The 15,952-nt window shown below is 41.8% G+C and carries 10 protein-coding genes; 8 read left to right on the top strand and 2 right to left on the bottom strand.

The genetic code is table 11. The annotated features are described in order from the left end of the window. The first annotated feature begins 126 nt into the window (after nucleotides 1-126). From dapB to QP439_RS06590, 3 genes are read left to right on the top strand one after another with little or no spacing between them, the layout of a single operon-like run. Nucleotides 127-894 carry a 4-hydroxy-tetrahydrodipicolinate reductase gene (gene dapB, locus QP439_RS06600; protein ID WP_261028421.1) on the top strand — a complete coding sequence of 256 codons (768 nt, stop codon included), beginning with the start codon at nucleotides 127-129 and terminating at the stop codon, nucleotides 892-894. Next, nucleotides 891-2,090, top strand: coding sequence for a CCA tRNA nucleotidyltransferase (locus QP439_RS06595; RefSeq protein ID WP_080977758.1), 1,200 nt, complete (start codon nucleotides 891-893; stop codon nucleotides 2,088-2,090). The genes dapB and QP439_RS06595 overlap by 4 nt, the downstream gene beginning before the upstream one ends. Next, nucleotides 2,087-3,958: an ABC-F family ATP-binding cassette domain-containing protein gene (locus QP439_RS06590; RefSeq protein ID WP_261043390.1), complete on the top strand. Its 1,872-nt coding sequence runs from the start codon at nucleotides 2,087-2,089 to the stop codon at nucleotides 3,956-3,958. Before QP439_RS06595 ends, QP439_RS06590 begins: the two co-directional genes overlap by 4 nt. A gap of 36 nt (nucleotides 3,959-3,994) precedes the next feature. Here QP439_RS06590 and mntE read toward each other — a convergent pair whose 3' ends face one another. Further along, nucleotides 3,995-5,179 carry a CDF family manganese efflux transporter MntE gene (gene mntE / locus QP439_RS06585; protein WP_214615132.1) on the bottom strand — a complete coding sequence of 395 codons (1,185 nt, stop codon included), beginning with the start codon at nucleotides 5,177-5,179 and terminating at the stop codon, nucleotides 3,995-3,997. 307 nt (nucleotides 5,180-5,486) lie between these two features. On the opposite strand from mntE, the gene QP439_RS06580 reads away from it, so the two are divergent. The 4 genes from QP439_RS06580 to yaaA all read left to right on the top strand — a co-directional run bounded on the left by QP439_RS06580 (nucleotide 5,487) and on the right by yaaA (nucleotide 11,228). Continuing rightward, nucleotides 5,487-8,183 carry a cation-translocating P-type ATPase gene (locus QP439_RS06580; RefSeq protein ID WP_261082289.1) on the top strand — a complete coding sequence of 899 codons (2,697 nt, stop codon included), beginning with the start codon at nucleotides 5,487-5,489 and terminating at the stop codon, nucleotides 8,181-8,183. Between the two features lie 113 nt (nucleotides 8,184-8,296). Continuing rightward, nucleotides 8,297-8,707 carry a peptide deformylase gene (locus QP439_RS06575; protein WP_033689143.1) on the top strand — a complete coding sequence of 137 codons (411 nt, stop codon included), beginning with the start codon at nucleotides 8,297-8,299 and terminating at the stop codon, nucleotides 8,705-8,707. Nucleotides 8,708-8,718: 11 nt separating this feature from the next. Beyond that, a complete protein-coding gene (locus tag QP439_RS06570; protein ID WP_285388821.1) occupies nucleotides 8,719-10,314 on the top strand; it encodes a hypothetical protein in 1,596 nt (531 codons plus the stop codon). 185 nt (nucleotides 10,315-10,499) lie between these two features. Continuing rightward, a complete protein-coding gene (gene yaaA, locus QP439_RS06565; RefSeq protein ID WP_049516343.1) occupies nucleotides 10,500-11,228 on the top strand; it encodes a peroxide stress protein YaaA in 729 nt (242 codons plus the stop codon). A 50-nt stretch (nucleotides 11,229-11,278) separates the two neighbouring features. On the opposite strand, the gene pclR is transcribed toward yaaA, so the two are convergent. Continuing rightward, nucleotides 11,279-12,763, bottom strand: coding sequence for a virulence transcriptional activator PclR (gene pclR / locus QP439_RS06560; RefSeq protein WP_285388819.1), 1,485 nt, complete (start codon nucleotides 12,761-12,763; stop codon nucleotides 11,279-11,281). A 217-nt stretch (nucleotides 12,764-12,980) separates the two neighbouring features. Here pclR and QP439_RS06555 point away from each other — a divergent pair. Next, nucleotides 12,981-15,952 (top strand): mucin-binding protein (locus QP439_RS06555; RefSeq protein ID WP_285388818.1); only part of this gene is annotated, 2,972 nt, incomplete at its 3' end.

Here is a 15,952-nt window from a genome sequence, read left to right as displayed (position 1 = left end):
GAAATTGAACACGCCTGGAACCCTGTGTGAAAAAGATAGATTTTCCAAGGAGTAGACACTTCTTGATCAGAACTTCTATTTTCACTTTGTGTTCCTACAGGCTTTGTATCTTAGACAGGAGTAGAGATGAGTATTCGAGTAATTATTGCTGGTTTTAAGGGAAAGATGGGCCAGGCTGCTTGTCAGATGGTCTTGGCTGATCCAGACTTGGACTTGGTAGCAGTTTTGGATCCTTTTGAGTCTGAGTCAGAATGGCAGGGAATTCCTGTTTTCAAGGATAAGGCTGATTTAGCTGGTTTTGAAGCGGATGTCTGGGTAGACTTTACTACACCAGCTGTTGCCTATGAAAATACACGCTTTGCTCTTGAAAATGGCTTTGCTCCAGTAGTTGGAACAACAGGCTTTACTAGTGAAGAAATTGCAGAGTTAAAAGAATTTTCCCGTGCCCAAGACTTGGGTGGTTTAATTGCTCCAAACTTTGCCTTGGGTGCTGTCTTGCTTATGCAATTTGCGACGCAGGCTGCCAAATATTTCCCAAATGTGGAGATTATCGAGCTCCATCATGACAAGAAAAAGGATGCTCCGAGTGGGACAGCTATTAAAACAGCTGAGTTAATGGCAGAAGTTCGAGAGTTTACCCAGCAAGGTGCACCTGATGAGGAAGAATTGATTGCAGGTGCCCGTGGTGCTGACTTTGATGGCATGCGTATTCATTCAGTTCGTTTGCCAGGCTTGGTAGCCCATCAGGAAGTCATCTTTGGCAATCAAGGAGAAGGATTGACCCTCCGTCATGACTCCTATGATCGCAGCTCCTTCATGACAGGGGTGAATTTGGGAATTAAAGAAGTTGTCAAGCGTCATGAGCTTGTCTATGGATTAGAACACTTATTATGAGATTAACGCAAATGCCTTCTGAATTTCAGAAGGCTTTACCAGTATTAGAAAAAATTAAAGAAGCAGGTTTTGAGGCCTATTTTGTTGGGGGTTCTGTTCGAGATGCCCTTCTCAATCGTCCCATCCATGATGTGGATATTGCGACGTCTTCTTATCCAGAGGAGACCAAGCAGATTTTTCCGCGAACAGCCGATATCGGAATCGAGCATGGAACCGTCTTGGTACTAGATGGCGACGAGGAGTATGAGGTAACCACCTTTCGGACAGAGGATGTTTATGTGGACTATCGCAGACCCAGTGCGGTTTCATTTGTGCGTTCGCTAGAAGAAGACCTCAAGCGCCGTGATTTTACAGTCAATGCCTTTGCTTTGGACGAGACAGGAGAAATCATTGACTTGTTCCATGGTTTAGAAGATTTGGAAAAGCAAGTCTTACGAGCAGTTGGAGTGGCTAGTGAGCGTTTCAACGAAGATGCTTTGCGGATTATGCGTGGTTTTCGTTTTCAGGCTAGTCTTGGCTTCGAACTTGAGTCAGAAACATTTAAAGCTATGAAAATTTTGACGCCACTTTTGGAGAAAATTTCTGTGGAGCGTACCTTCGTTGAGTTTGATAAACTCTTGCTGGCTCCATTTTGGAGAAGGGGTTTGGCTTCCATGATTGAGAGTCAAGCTTATGACTATCTCCCTGATATGGCATCTAGCCAGGACGAGCTTAATAGACTGTTTGATTTAGAGACTGATTTTACTTTTGAATCCTCTGAACAAGCCTGGGCAGCTCTACTGTGGGCTTTGGAGATTGAAAATGCGCAGCCATTTTTGAAGGCTTGGAAGACCTCACGTCAATTTGCCAAGCAAGTTCAGGATTTGCTGACTATTTTGGCCTTGCGTGAAAAGGGAGAATTGAGCAAGCGCGATTGTTATCGCTTTGACTTGGATTTACTTTTACAGTCTGAAAATCTTCGTCAGGCCCAAGGAAAAGAAGTCAACCCACAAGCCATCACTGAAACCTACCAGAGCTTGACCATTCATGATAAGAAAGAAATTCAGATTAACGGTGGCATTTTGATCAAGGAATATGGTTATCAGCCGGGCCCAGACTTGGGAGAGATTTTAACAGAGATTGAATATGCCATTGTCGATGGAGAATTGGAAAATGACCGTCAAGCCATCCATGCTTATCTGAGGGAGAAAAAATGAGTGATTTTATCGTTGAAAAACTAAGTAAATCCGTCGGTGACAAGACCGTTTTTAAGGATATTTCCTTTATTATCCATGACCTAGACAGAATCGGTCTAATCGGTGTTAATGGGACTGGCAAGACCACCCTTTTAGATGTTCTATCTGGTGTTTCTGGCTTTGATGGGGATGTCAGTCCCTTTTCGGCTAAGAATGATTACCAGATTGGTTACTTGACTCAGGACCCTGATTTTGATGATAGCAAGACGGTTTTGGATACGGTCCTCTCCAGCGACCTCAAGGAAATCCAGCTCATTCGTGAATATGAGTTGATTATGCTCAACTACAGTGAGGACAAGCAGGCTCGTTTGGAACGGGTCATGGCTGAGATGGATTCTCTTCAAGCTTGGGAAATTGAGAGTCAGGTTAAGACTGTTCTCTGCAAGCTGGGGATTCAGGACTTATCTACTCCTGTTGGGGAATTGTCAGGTGGTCTGAGAAGACGGGTTCAGTTGGCACAAGTCTTACTTGGTAATCACGACCTTTTGCTTTTGGATGAGCCGACCAACCATCTGGACATTGCGACTATTGAGTGGCTGACCCTCTTTTTAAAAAATTCCAAGAAGACCGTCCTTTTTATCACCCACGATCGTTATTTCCTAGACGCTTTGTCAACACGTATTTTCGAGTTGGATCGCGCAGGTTTGACCGAGTACCAGGGAAATTACCAGGACTATGTTCGCCTAAAGGCGGAACAGGATGAGCGCGACGCGGCTCTACTTCATAAAAAGGAACAACTTTATAAGCAAGAATTGGCCTGGATGCGCAGACAACCGCAGGCGCGTGCGACCAAGCAGCAGGCTCGTATCAATCGTTTCCATGACTTGAAAAAGGAAGTTTCAGGCAGTAGTGCTGAGACAGACTTGACCATGAACTTTGAAACCAGTCGGATTGGGAAGAAAGTCATCGAGTTTCAGGATGTTTGCTTTGCTTATGATGACAAGATAATTTTGCAAGATTTTAATCTCTTGGTGCAGGCTAAAGATCGTATTGGAATCGTTGGGGACAACGGTGTTGGGAAATCAACTCTCCTTAACTTGATTGCAGGCATTCTTGAGCCGACAGCAGGACAAGTTGTGATTGGGGAAACTGTTCGTATCGCCTATTTCTCTCAGCAAATTGAGGGCTTGGATGAAAGCAAGCGCGTGATCAATTACTTGCAGGAAGTGGCAGAAGAGGTCAAGACCAGCGGTGGTTCTACGACTTCTATTGCAGAGCTGCTGGAGCAGTTTCTTTTCCCACGTTCGACGCATGGAACCTTGATTGAGAAATTGTCTGGGGGAGAGAAAAAACGTCTTTATCTCCTCAAACTGCTCTTGGAAAAACCAAATGTTCTTCTCTTGGACGAACCGACAAATGATCTAGATATTGCGACCTTGACAGTTTTGGAGAATTTCTTGCAAGGCTTTGCTGGTCCAGTTTTGACTGTTAGTCACGACCGCTATTTCTTGGATAAGGTAGCGACCAAGATTCTGGCTTTTGAAGATGGCAAGATTCGTCCATTCTTTGGTCATTATACCGACTACCTAGATGAAAAAGCCTTTGAAACAGAGATGGCCAATCAAGTACAAAAGGCTGAAAAGGAGAAAGTGGTCAAGTTTCGTGAAGACAAGAAACGCATGACCTATCAAGAAAAGCAGGAGTGGGCAAGCATTGAAGGTGATATTGAAGCCTTGGAAAATCGTATCGCTGCTATTGAAGAGGAAATGCAGGCCAACGGCTCTGACTTTGGTAAGTTGTCTACTCTTCAAAAAGAACTGGATGAGAAAAACGAAGCACTCCTTGAAAAATACGAACGCTATGAGTATCTAAGTGACTTTGATAGCTAGAAGAATAGAAAAATCCCGTCTCATGACAGGATTTCTCTATTCTTTTTTAGTTTCTTGATGAAAGATATTTTGCCAAGTTTCGTGGCGACGCCAGATACTGGTATGGACGATACCATCTAACTCATAGCAGATGAGTTTGGTCTTCTGACTGATGGAAGTAATCTGGATATCCTTGATAGCTGAATTCAAGTCTTTTTCGGCTTTATAGGCCTCTTTATCCATCTGATTTCCGTCTTGACGAATATAGACAAAATCGTCAGCCAAGAGTTCTTCCAGTTGATTTCCCTGATCAATCAATTGTTCGCGCATCAGCAATTTTTTGTAGACATTGTCTAAAATCTCATCCTCAGGGATAGGTGCTGGCTCAATATGGACATCGGTATCAAAGACTCCAAAACGTTCTTCCAGCATAGACTCGACCTGATCCGCAATTTCATGGCTTTCAAAAACAGACAGGTCAGGGTTCATCTCTAGCGTAATATCCAGGTAGATGTTGCTACCGTAGGTGCGACCTCTTTGCGACTTAACCTTGCTGATTTTGGGAATTTCCATGATAGCCTTTTGGTAGTCCTCGAGCAGACGGTCATCAAAGCCATCCGAAAGGCTAAAGGAAGACTCGATGAAGATATCATAGGCAGTTTTCAAGATAAAGAAAGTGATGATAATGGCAACCAGTTTATCCACAATGGGATAATTGAAACTGCTAGCCAGGATGGCAATGGTAGTACCAAGTGAGGTGACAGCATCAGAAAGATTGTCCTTGGCGGCAGCCTTCAGTGCCTTGGAGTTGGATTTCTTACTGAGGCGAGTATTGTAGAGATAAACTAGAAACATAATCGTTGCAGAAATGATTCCCAGAGTTGCACCCAGAGGGTCAATGACTGTTTCTTCACGACTGAGAATCTTTTGAATGGTATCCCTTAGTACATCAAAGCCAACATAAAACATGATGATAGAAGTGACCAAGCTAGCCAAATCTTCAATCTTCCAGTGGCCAAAACGGTGGTCTCGGTCAGCAGGCTGGCGTGCCATCCGGATTCCAATCAAGAGGGCCACATTTCCAATGATGTCCGACACGTTGTTAAAACCATCGGCCACCAAACTGGATGAATGGAGGAGGTGCCCAGTTGCTAATTTCGCTGCAGACAAGATCAAATAGGTCGAAATACTGATAATGGCCCCACGCTCAGCTAACTTGAGATTTGAGATAGATTGCTTCATTCAACTTCCTTTCTAGTCATATAGCATTCTACCATTATACTGGTTTTCAAGGGAAAATTCAAATAAGTCATTTTTTACTCTTTGAAAACTTTTCAAAATTTGGTATAATAGTACTACTCAAGGGAGTAGCTGGCAGAAACCTGTGATAGTGTCGTCATTCCGAATTTTATACTGAAAAGTATGCTTTCCGGCACTATCTTAAACAGCGAGACTTGTTATGATTAATAGGTCTCTTTTTGTTTGTCGTGAAAAGATGCGATGAGGGAAAAGAGAGTCTGTTTTGCACACAATGTCAAGGAGGAGACACATGTCAAAAGAACAAAAACGCCAAGCGTTTTACACTCAGAGTCCTGAAGAGGTCTTGAAGGCTGTGGATGCGACCGAGCAAGGTTTGTCATCAAGTGAGGCGGAAAAGCGCCTTGCAGAATTTGGCCACAATGAACTCGAAGAAGGCGAGAAACGATCAATTCTGGTCAAATTCATCGAGCAATTTAAGGATTTGATGATTATCATCCTAGTTGCGGCAGCAATCTTGTCAGTCGTGACTTCTGGTGGGGAAGATATCGCAGATGCCATTATCATCTTAGCCGTGGTAATCATCAATGCTGCCTTTGGTGTTTACCAAGAAGGAAAAGCCGAAGAAGCGATCGAAGCTCTCAAATCCATGTCTAGTCCAGCTGCCCGCGTTCTTCGTGATGGGCATATGGCGGAGATTGACTCTAAAGAATTGGTTCCAGGAGATATTGTTTCCCTTGAAGCAGGTGATGTAGTACCTGCAGACCTACGTTTGATTGAAGCCAACTCTCTTAAAATTGAAGAAGCAGCTCTTACAGGTGAGTCTGTGCCAGTCGAAAAAGACTTGACAGTTGAACTTGCTGCAGATGCTGGTATTGGTGACCGTGTCAATATGGCCTTCCAAAACTCAAATGTGACTTATGGTCGTGGTCTTGGTGTTGTTATCAATACAGGGATGTACACTGAAGTTGGTCACATCGCAGGTATGCTCCAAGATGCGGATGAGACGGATACACCACTTAAACAAAACTTGAATAACCTTTCTAAGGTCTTGACCTATGCTATCTTGGTCATTGCCCTTGTTACTTTTGTAGTGGGTGTCTTCATTCAAGGGAAAAATCCACTTGGTGAGTTGATGACCTCTGTTGCGCTTGCCGTTGCAGCCATCCCAGAAGGACTTCCTGCTATCGTGACCATCGTTCTTGCCCTTGGTACTCAAGTTTTGGCCAAACGAAACTCTATCGTTCGTAAGTTGCCAGCTGTAGAAACGCTTGGTTCAACTGAAATCATCGCTTCTGATAAGACTGGTACGCTTACCATGAACAAGATGACCGTCGAAAAAGTCTTCTATGATGCAGTCCTACATGACTCTGCTGATGACATTGAACTCGGCTTGGACATGCCTCTTCTTCGTTCTGTAGTTTTGGCTAATGATACCAAGATTGATGCAGAAGGAAACCTGATCGGAGATCCAACCGAAACAGCCTTTATCCAATATGCCTTGGACAAGGGCTACGATGTGAAAGGATTTTTAGAGAAATATCCTCGTGTGGCTGAGTTGCCATTTGACTCTGACCGTAAGCTCATGTCAACGGTTCACCCATTGCCAGATGGTAAATTCCTTGTAGCGGTCAAGGGTGCCCCAGACCAACTCTTGAAACGTTGTGTTCTTCGTGATAAGGCTGGGGATATTGCTCCGATTGACGAGAAGGTTACAAACCTCATTCACACAAACAACTCTGAAATGGCTCACCAAGCCTTGCGTGTCCTCGCAGGTGCTTATAAGATTATTGACAGCATTCCAGAAAACCTGACTTCTGAAGAGCTTGAAAATGATTTAATCTTTACTGGTTTGATTGGAATGATTGACCCTGAACGTCCTGAGGCAGCTGAGGCTGTTCGTGTGGCTAAGGAAGCTGGAATCCGTCCAATCATGATTACAGGTGACCACCAAGATACTGCAGAAGCTATTGCCAAACGTTTGGGAATCATCGATGCAAATGATACAGAAGGCCATGTTTTAACTGGTGCTGAACTCAACGAACTATCTGATGAAGACTTTGAAAAAGTTGTTGGTCAATACTCTGTTTATGCCCGTGTGTCTCCAGAACACAAGGTTCGTATCGTGAAGGCTTGGCAAAAACAAGGTAAAGTCGTTGCCATGACAGGTGATGGTGTCAATGATGCGCCAGCTCTGAAAACAGCCGATATCGGTATCGGTATGGGAATCACTGGTACAGAGGTTTCTAAGGGGGCTTCTGACATGATTCTTGCAGATGATAACTTTGCGACTATTATTGTTGCAGTTGAAGAAGGACGTAAGGTCTTCTCAAACATTCAAAAGACTATCCAGTACCTACTTTCTGCCAATACTGCTGAAGTATTAACCATCTTCCTATCAACCTTGTTTGGTTGGGATGTCTTGCAACCAGTTCATCTTTTGTGGATCAACTTGGTAACAGATACCTTCCCAGCTATCGCTCTTGGTGTTGAACCTGCTGAGCCAGGTGTCATGAACCATAAACCACGTGGACGCAAGGCAAGCTTCTTCTCAGGTGGTGTTTTGAGTTCTATCATCTATCAAGGTGTACTCCAAGCAGCTATTGTTATGAGTGTTTATGGACTTGCGATTGCTTACCCAGTTCATGTGGGTGACAATCATGCCATTCATGCAGATGCCCTAACTATGGCCTTTGCAACCCTTGGTTTGATTCAGCTCTTCCATGCCTACAATGTGAAATCTGTTTACCAATCCATCTTGACAGTTGGTCCATTCAAGTCTAAGACCTTTAACTGGTCCATCTTGGTATCCTTCATCCTTCTTATGGCAACAATTGTCGTAGAACCGCTTGAAGGAATCTTCCACGTAACCAAATTAGACTTGTCACAATGGGGAATTGTTATGGCTGGAAGCTTCTCAATGATTATTATCGTCGAAATTGTTAAGTTTATTCAACGTAAACTCGGCTTTGACAAGAATGCGATTTAAAAAAAGTCATCTTCGGATGGCTTTTTACTACAGTTGAGGGAAAGGGCTTGCAGTTATCGGCTTTTGTGCTATAATTGCTATAATATAGTAAAAAGCAAGAGGAGTGTGAGGAAGTGGAGAAGAAAATTGTGAAGGATATTTTGTTTTTATCTCAGGTATCTCAGCCGGCAAGTCAGGAAGACCTTTATCTTGCCAAAGATTTGCAGGATACGCTTTTAGCAAATCGTGAGACTTGTGTCGGTCTGGCTGCCAATATGATTGGGGTGCAGAAGCGCGTGATTATTTTTAATCTGGGCTTGGTTCCTATGGTCATGTTTAACCCAGTGCTCCTGTCCTCTGAAGGATCTTATGAGACAGAGGAAGGTTGTTTATCCTTGGTAGGTGTGAGACCTACTAGGCGTTATGAAACTATAAGGGTTGCCTATCGTGACAGCAAGTGGCAGGAACAGACCATTACTTTGACAGGTTTCCCAGCCCAGATTTGCCAGCATGAACTGGATCACTTGGAAGGACGAATCATTTAGGAGGAACGCAAATGAAACGAATAGTCTTTGAACTTATTTTTATCGCAACGACCTGGTATATCTTTTTACCGCCTCTTAACCTGACCAGCTGGGAATTTCTCTTTTTCCTCTGTGGGCATTTGCTGGTTGTAGCAATCTTATTTGGCTTTGGCAAGGGGATAAACCTTGTCAAAACGGTTCATGTGCGCCATGGCAAGGCGGAAGCTGCCTTAAATCTTGAGGGGTTCAAAATCAATCGGTTAGGGAAAATTCTTTTAGCTTCTATTGGAGGAATTCTTCTCTTAGCAGCCTTGGTTTCCTTGCTGACTTCCAGCATTTTTCAGGCTAAAAATTATGCCAATGTGGTCACGGTTACGGAAAAAGAGTTTACTGAATTTCCTAAGACTGACACCAGTAAGGTTCCTATTTTAGATAGAAGTACTGCTGAAAAAATTGGTGACCGCTACTTGGGTTCCCTAACAGATAAGGTGTCGCAGTACGTAGCGGCAGATACCTATACTCAACTAACGATTGATGGGAAACCTTATCGAGTTACGCCACTAGAATACGCAGACCCTATCAAATGGTTTAACAATCAGGCCAAGGGAATCGGCGAGTATATTAAGGTGGACATGGTAACCGGGAATGCGGACTTGGTGGACTTGAAGACACCAATCAAGTATTCTGACTCGGAGTATTTTAACCGTGACGTCAAACGTCACCTGCGCTTGAAGTACCCAACTAAAATCTTCAAGACTCCATCTTTTGAGGTGGACGATGAGGGTAATCCTTTCTATGTAGCAACGGTTTACCAAAAGCAATTTGGACTTGCGGTTCCTCGTCCTGTTTCAGTCATTATCTTGGATGCTACAAATGGAGAAACCAAGGAATACAGCTTATCAGAAGTCCCAGAATGGGTAGACAGGGTCTATCCAGCTGAGGAAACCATTGAGCAAATCAACTACAACGGCAAGTACAAGGACGGTTTCTGGAATGCTATGATTTCCAAGAAAAACGTGACCCAGACTACCAAGGGCTATAATTACTTGTCTATCGGCAATGACATCTATCTCTACACAGGTGTGACGTCGGCCAATGCAGATGAAAGTAATCTTGGTTTTATCCTAGAAAATATGCGAACAGGAGAAATCACTAAGTACAGCTTGGCTTCTGCGACCGAAGAATCAGCCCGTGAATCAGCCGAAGGTGCTGTTCAGGAGAAATCCTACAAGGCAACCTTCCCAATCCTCATCAACCTCAATGACAAGCCTCTCTACATCATGGGCTTGAAGGACAATGCTGGTTTGGTCAAAGAGTACGCCTTGGTTGATGCAGTCGAGTACCAAAATGTTATCGTAGCTACGACAGTGGAAGAACTGCTCAGCAAGTACGCCAATAAAAACGACCTTGAAATTGATAATGAAACAACAGAAAGCATTAAGGGTGTGGTGGCAGACCTCAAATCAGCTGTTATCAAGGGCGACACCGTATATTTCTTTAAAGTTGATGGCAAGATATACAAAGTCAAAGCCTCAGTCTCAGATGACCTTCCTTACCTTGAAAATGGTAAAACCTTCGAAGGTCAAGTAGGAAAAGACAACTATCTCAAGACCTTTAAAGTACAGTAAGAGGAGAGGCTGGGCAAAACCTCAATTTCAGGAAAAAATGAAGTAAATCTTTCCATCATAAAACGCATGGTATCAAGATTTCTCAATTCCTGATACTATGCATTTTTTAATTTTAATGCCTTTTTCCCAGTCTCTTTTCAGATGAATTCCTTGGTAGTGGCAAAAAAATATGCTACACTATCAATATGAAAATTTTAATCCCAACAGCAAAAGAAATGAACACAGACTTGCCAAGTATTGAAGCCACTCCTTTAAAACCAGAAAGTCAGGCTGTGCTGGATGCCTTGGCTCTCTATTCTGTTAGTCAATTGGAGAGTTTTTACAAAGTTTCAGCCGAGAAAGCTGTGGCAGAATTTCAAAATATCCAAACTTTAAAAAAACAAACTGCTCAACACTATCCAGCCTTGAAACTTTTTGATGGGCTTATGTACCGTCATATCAAGCGAGACAAACTGGACGAGGCAGAACAAGCCTATCTTGAAAATCATGTCTTCATTACCTCGGCCTTGTACGGTGTTGTTCCAGCCTTGTCACCTATGGCCCCTCACCGTTTGGACTTTTTGATGAAGTTAAAAGTCGCTGGTAAGACTTTGAAGAGCCATTGGAAGGCAGCCTATGATGAAGCTGTGAAGCAGGAAGAAATGATTTTTTCTCTCTTGTCGTCCGAGTTTGAGACTGTGTTTTCTAAGGAAATCAGAGAAAAAATGGTGACCTTCAAATTCATGGAGGATAGAGGTGGTCAGCTGAAGATTCACTCAACCATTTCCAAGAAAGCGCGTGGTGCCTTCCTAACATCTCTAATAGAAAATCAAGTACAAACTGTGGAGGAAGCACGTCGCTTGAACTTTGCCGGATTTGCCTACCGAGAAGATTTGTCACAACCACAGGAATTGGTTTTTGTTAAGGAAGTTTAGAAATCAGATAAGAGAAAAAGTCAGCAGGATTATGCTGACTTTTTTCTAGCTTATAAAGTATTGGACAAATGAATCTCATTTGATAAAGTATTAAGATGATTAACCAAATCCATTATTGACAGATGATTTTGACAAATAAACTTCTTGGTAATTCCTGGAATATAGAAATTAGACACGATGATATCATAACCTGTCTGATTTAAAATCTCAGGACTCGTTTCCAATTCATCCCAAGTATCGAAGGTAAAGCGGTTATTACAGTAGTAGGAAAGCATATCAACAAAGGTAAGGGATATAGCATGGTCAAAATTACTGATAATCAAAACCTTGATAGGTGGTCGATTTTCTAACAACTGAGTAGAGAGGTTTTCAGCATGGGTTAAGATGGTGTACATCAAGTGTTCCAACTGTTCAGGATGGTCATGCTGTCCAATTGCCTGACGATATTGGGCCAGTTCTTGACGTGCACTTCCCATAAAGTCTGGGAAGTAAACTTCAAATTTTTTAATCGTCAATGCTTTTTGTTCAAATAAGATTGGGGTAGAAAAGATTTCCTGTCTTTCAAAGAAAGCAGTGTTGTGTAAATGCCAAATAAGCTCATCGTGGTTAGTAAAAGTAATCTTATATTGTTTTGCTAGGCGTTCTAATATTTGACTAAGTAATTGGTAAGAGTATCTTGCTTCACTGTTATCTTCTAAAGAGTTGAAGAATTCTTGAGGATCTAAGAAAAGATTGTTTTGAATAAAGGATATAAAAATTTGTGCGATGATATCTGGAGTGATTTCCAGTCCCAATTTTTCAGAAAAATGGGCAAGTAACTCCTCAAAGTTTGGAATACTTTCCAATATAGGATAGTATTCATCATAGAAATGATTGGGTAAGTCGATAAAATGACCATTTTTGATGCGGTGGATACTGATAGCCAGCATCAATTTATACATTCTATAAATTGAAAAGTGCATCGGGTAATTCGTGATTTTATAGAAGAAATCAGCAAACTCTGTTAAATCCTCTTCAGGAAGGTCAGGAAAAGGCCAGTCTAGGAAATAATAGCGCTCAGAAAAATATTGGGCAAAAAAATAGCGAATATCGATTTCATTGCCACGTATTTCGGATGGAGTAAATGATAGTTCAATTTGGAATTGAGTTGACAGAGTTTTTGTAATATTTCTGCCCAATCGATAGAGGTTGGCATTACTAGAGTGAAGATTTTCTATCGTTCGATAAATAGGTAACCCCTCATTGAAGAACATATACTCTAGTAATTGAAAAGATTGGGAATGGGCAAGAAAATGTTGATATACATCTTCCACGCTAGTCTGCATATCTAAATCTATCATAATTCCGTTAATAGAAGATTGGATATCGATAGTTGGAAAGGCGGTACGTAATTCATTTAAATCACTTTTTAGAATTCGTTCTGTACATCCTAAATTGTCAGCGAGTTCATGTAATCTCATCCAATTACGATTCTGGATTAAGATCTCCATTAAGCGTAGTTGTCTTTGAGCTTTTGTGGATAAAAGGTTGCGCATGTAGGTAATTTCCTCTAAATTTCATTATATCATATTATTGTCTAAAGTGTACAAAAATGTTGGAGTAGAAAAAGTGTCTGAATTAGTCAGAAAAATTAGAATAATATAAGTGGCTTTTAGGTACAAAAAGAGAATATATTAATTACATAGAAAATATTGATTTATATATCAAATAGTTGTAGAGTGAGAACTATAAAATACTATCTAGGAGTTCACAATGAAACATTCACATAAAAAATCATTTGACTGGTATAGCTTGCAACAAAGATACTCTATTCGTAAGTATCACTTTGGTGCAGCGAGTGTCTTGCTCGGGACGGCCTTAGTCTTGGGAACTGCTGCCAATGCGCAAGCAGTACAAGCAGAAGAACATAACCCAGAAGCTACTAACAGTGTCTCTGTTGATAAGGTAGATGAAGCTACTAAACCAGCAGAAGTTTCTACACCTAAAAAAGAAACAACTTATGCAGCTCCAACTGTTGCTAACCCAGTAGAAACTACTCCAGCTAAAACTGAAGAAGCTACTAAACCAGCAGAAAAAGTTGAAGAAGCAAAAGACAAAAAAGTAGAAGCAAGTCATCAAGATGCTGTTGACAAGTCAAAATTGTTAACGGCTCTTTCGCGCGCAGAAAAATTGGAGCTTAAGTTATACACTGAAGACAGTGTAAAACGCCTTCAAACTAGTATCCAATCTGCTAAAGGATTATTAAATAAAGCAGATGTGGCAGAGTCAGAATTATCTCAAGCTGAGTCTGATCTTCAAGCAGCAGTTATCGCTTTGGAACTTAGAGGGACAACTACAACTAAAGTTGCTGATAAAATTGAAGTAGTGAGCAAAATTGAATCTGCTGAAAAGAAAAATACAGAATCAAAGGTGGCTGAAAAAACTTCTGAAGTAGATAAAGAGTCAGTAGAAAAAGATAAAACTGCCTTAAAACCTGTAAAGGGACTTCGAGTTGAAGATGCAAAGGCAAATATAAAAGGCGGATGGAATATTCCGTTAGATCAAGAAGCGAGCTTGAGATTAAAGAGTGCTATTGAGGCTCATGCAGCACAAGGTAGTTCGCGTCGTCGGAAACGTGCTATCGGAGATTTGGATTATACTTTCAAGAAAGTTATGACACCGGTCAATCCAGGTTTCTACGCAGATGCCAAGAGTGTTGATGAGTTAACAGTTAACCCAGACTATATAAATGAAACAGTTGTCAACGTTTGGTATAAAGACTTAGGTTATATCAATTTAGTTGACAAAGATGGACATTACATCAATTCAAATGGTGAGGTAGTCGAGAATAAAGAAGATGCTATTCGTCGACAATATAAAAACGATTTTAATGACACAACAAGAGCAGATGTTACTGAAATTCCTCAAGCACCAGTTGGTTGGAAAATTAGTGACAACCAATCTATTCGCGGATATGATGCAGAAACTAAAACTATTGATCCAAACGATGATAGTGATTTAGATGCTGTTGGTAAAGATTCTAATGTAGTCATTGAAAAAGAAAATCAAAAAGCTGTTATCCGTTATGTAAGTACTAACGGTAACCGCGTTCTCACAACAGATGAAGTGACAGGTAAGTCAGGTGAAGCCATTGCCTACAGCACTGCAAGTCAAATCACAGAATTCAAGAAACAAGGCTATAACCTTGTCAGCGATGAATTCACAGCAGGTGGTGCGAAGGTTTATGACTACGATACAGCACGTGACCAAGTCTACACTGTAACCCTTTCAGAACGTGTTGAACCAGTTAACCCAGATAACCCAACTCCACAACCCAACACACCAGTCGATCCAGGACAACCAGATAGCCCACGTTGGCCAGGAACCGTTGAAAACTTGGATAACAAGGAAAGTGTTAGCCGTACTATCCATTACGTTTACGAAGATGGAAGCAAGGCTAAGGATGATGTGGTTGAAACACTGAACTTTAAACGTTGGAGTCGTATTAACCTAGTGACTGGTCAAATTTTCTTCCAAGACTGGACAACTAATGATGATACGTTTGATAAAGTGGTCTCTCCAACCATCGCAGGTTATACAGCGGATAAATCAGAAATCCCAGCTGTAAGTGGAGTGAAGGCTAAAGATCAAGACAGTGTTGAAACAGTTACTTATCGTAAGGATGCCCAAAAAGCTGTTATCCGTTATGTAAGTACTAACGGTAACCGCGTTCTCACAACAGATGAAGTGACAGGTAAGTCAGGTGAAGCCATTGCCTACAGCACAACAAGTCAAATCACAGAATTCAAGAAACAAGGCTATAACCTTGTCAGCGATGAATTCACATCAGGTGGTGCGAAGGTTTATGACTACGATACAGCACGTGACCAAGTCTACACTGTAACCCTTTCAGAACGTGTTGAACCGGTTAACCCGGATAACCCAACTCCACAACCCAACACTCCAGTCAATCCAGGACAACCAGATAGCCCACGTTGGCCAGGAACAGTTGAAAACTTGGATAACAAGGAAAGTGTTAGCCGTACTATCCATTACGTTTACGAAGATGGAAGCAAAGCTAAGGATGATGTGGTTGAAACTCTAAACTTCAAACGTTGGAGTCGTATTAACCTAGTGACTGGTCAAATTTTCTTCCAAGACTGGACAACTAATGATGATACGTTTGATAAAGTGGTCTCTCCAACCATCGCAGGTTATACAGCGGATAAATCAGAAATCCCAGCTGTAAGTGGAGTTCAAGCTAAAGACCAAGACCGTGTTGAAACAGTCACTTATCGTAAGGATGCTCAAAAAGCTATCATCCGTTATGTAAGCACTAACGGTAACCGTGTTCTCACAACAGATGAAGTGACAGGTAAGTCAGGTGAAGCCATTGCCTACAGCACAACAAGTCAAATCAATGAATTTAAGAAACAAGGCTACAAGCTTGTTAGTGATGAATTCACAGTAGGTGATGCGAAGGTTTATGACTACGATACAGCACGTGACCAAGTCTACACTGTAACCCTTTCAGAACGTGTCGAACCGGTTAACCCAGATAACCCAACCCCACAACCAAACACCCCAGTCAATCCAGGACAACCAGATAGCCCACGTTGGCCAGGAACCGTTGAAAACTTGGATAACAAGGAAAGTGTTAGCCGTACCATCCATTACGTTTACGAAGATGGAAGCAAGGCTAAGGATGATGTGGTTGAAACACTGAACTTCAAACGTTGGAGCAA

Source organism: Streptococcus sp. UMB1203 (assembly GCF_030217725.1).
Lineage (GTDB): Bacteria > Bacillota > Bacilli > Lactobacillales > Streptococcaceae > Streptococcus.
Note: the sequence above shows the minus strand (reverse complement) of the source record. Positions and strands in the feature narration are given on the sequence as shown.

Excerpts from the sequence above, each read along its gene's own strand:
- dapB (WP_261028421.1), top strand. The coding sequence starts at position 127 with ATGAGTATTCGAGTAATTATTGCTGGTTTTAAGGGAAAGATGGGCCAG.
- QP439_RS06595 (WP_080977758.1), top strand. The coding sequence starts at position 891 with ATGAGATTAACGCAAATGCCTTCTGAATTTCAGAAGGCTTTACCAGTA.
- QP439_RS06590 (WP_261043390.1), top strand. The coding sequence starts at position 2,087 with ATGAGTGATTTTATCGTTGAAAAACTAAGTAAATCCGTCGGTGACAAG.
- mntE (WP_214615132.1), bottom strand. The coding sequence starts at position 5,179 with ATGAAGCAATCTATCTCAAATCTCAAGTTAGCTGAGCGTGGGGCCATT.
- QP439_RS06580 (WP_261082289.1), top strand. The coding sequence starts at position 5,487 with ATGTCAAAAGAACAAAAACGCCAAGCGTTTTACACTCAGAGTCCTGAA.
- QP439_RS06570 (WP_285388821.1), top strand. The coding sequence starts at position 8,719 with ATGAAACGAATAGTCTTTGAACTTATTTTTATCGCAACGACCTGGTAT.
- yaaA (WP_049516343.1), top strand. The coding sequence starts at position 10,500 with ATGAAAATTTTAATCCCAACAGCAAAAGAAATGAACACAGACTTGCCA.
- pclR (WP_285388819.1), bottom strand. The coding sequence starts at position 12,763 with ATGCGCAACCTTTTATCCACAAAAGCTCAAAGACAACTACGCTTAATG.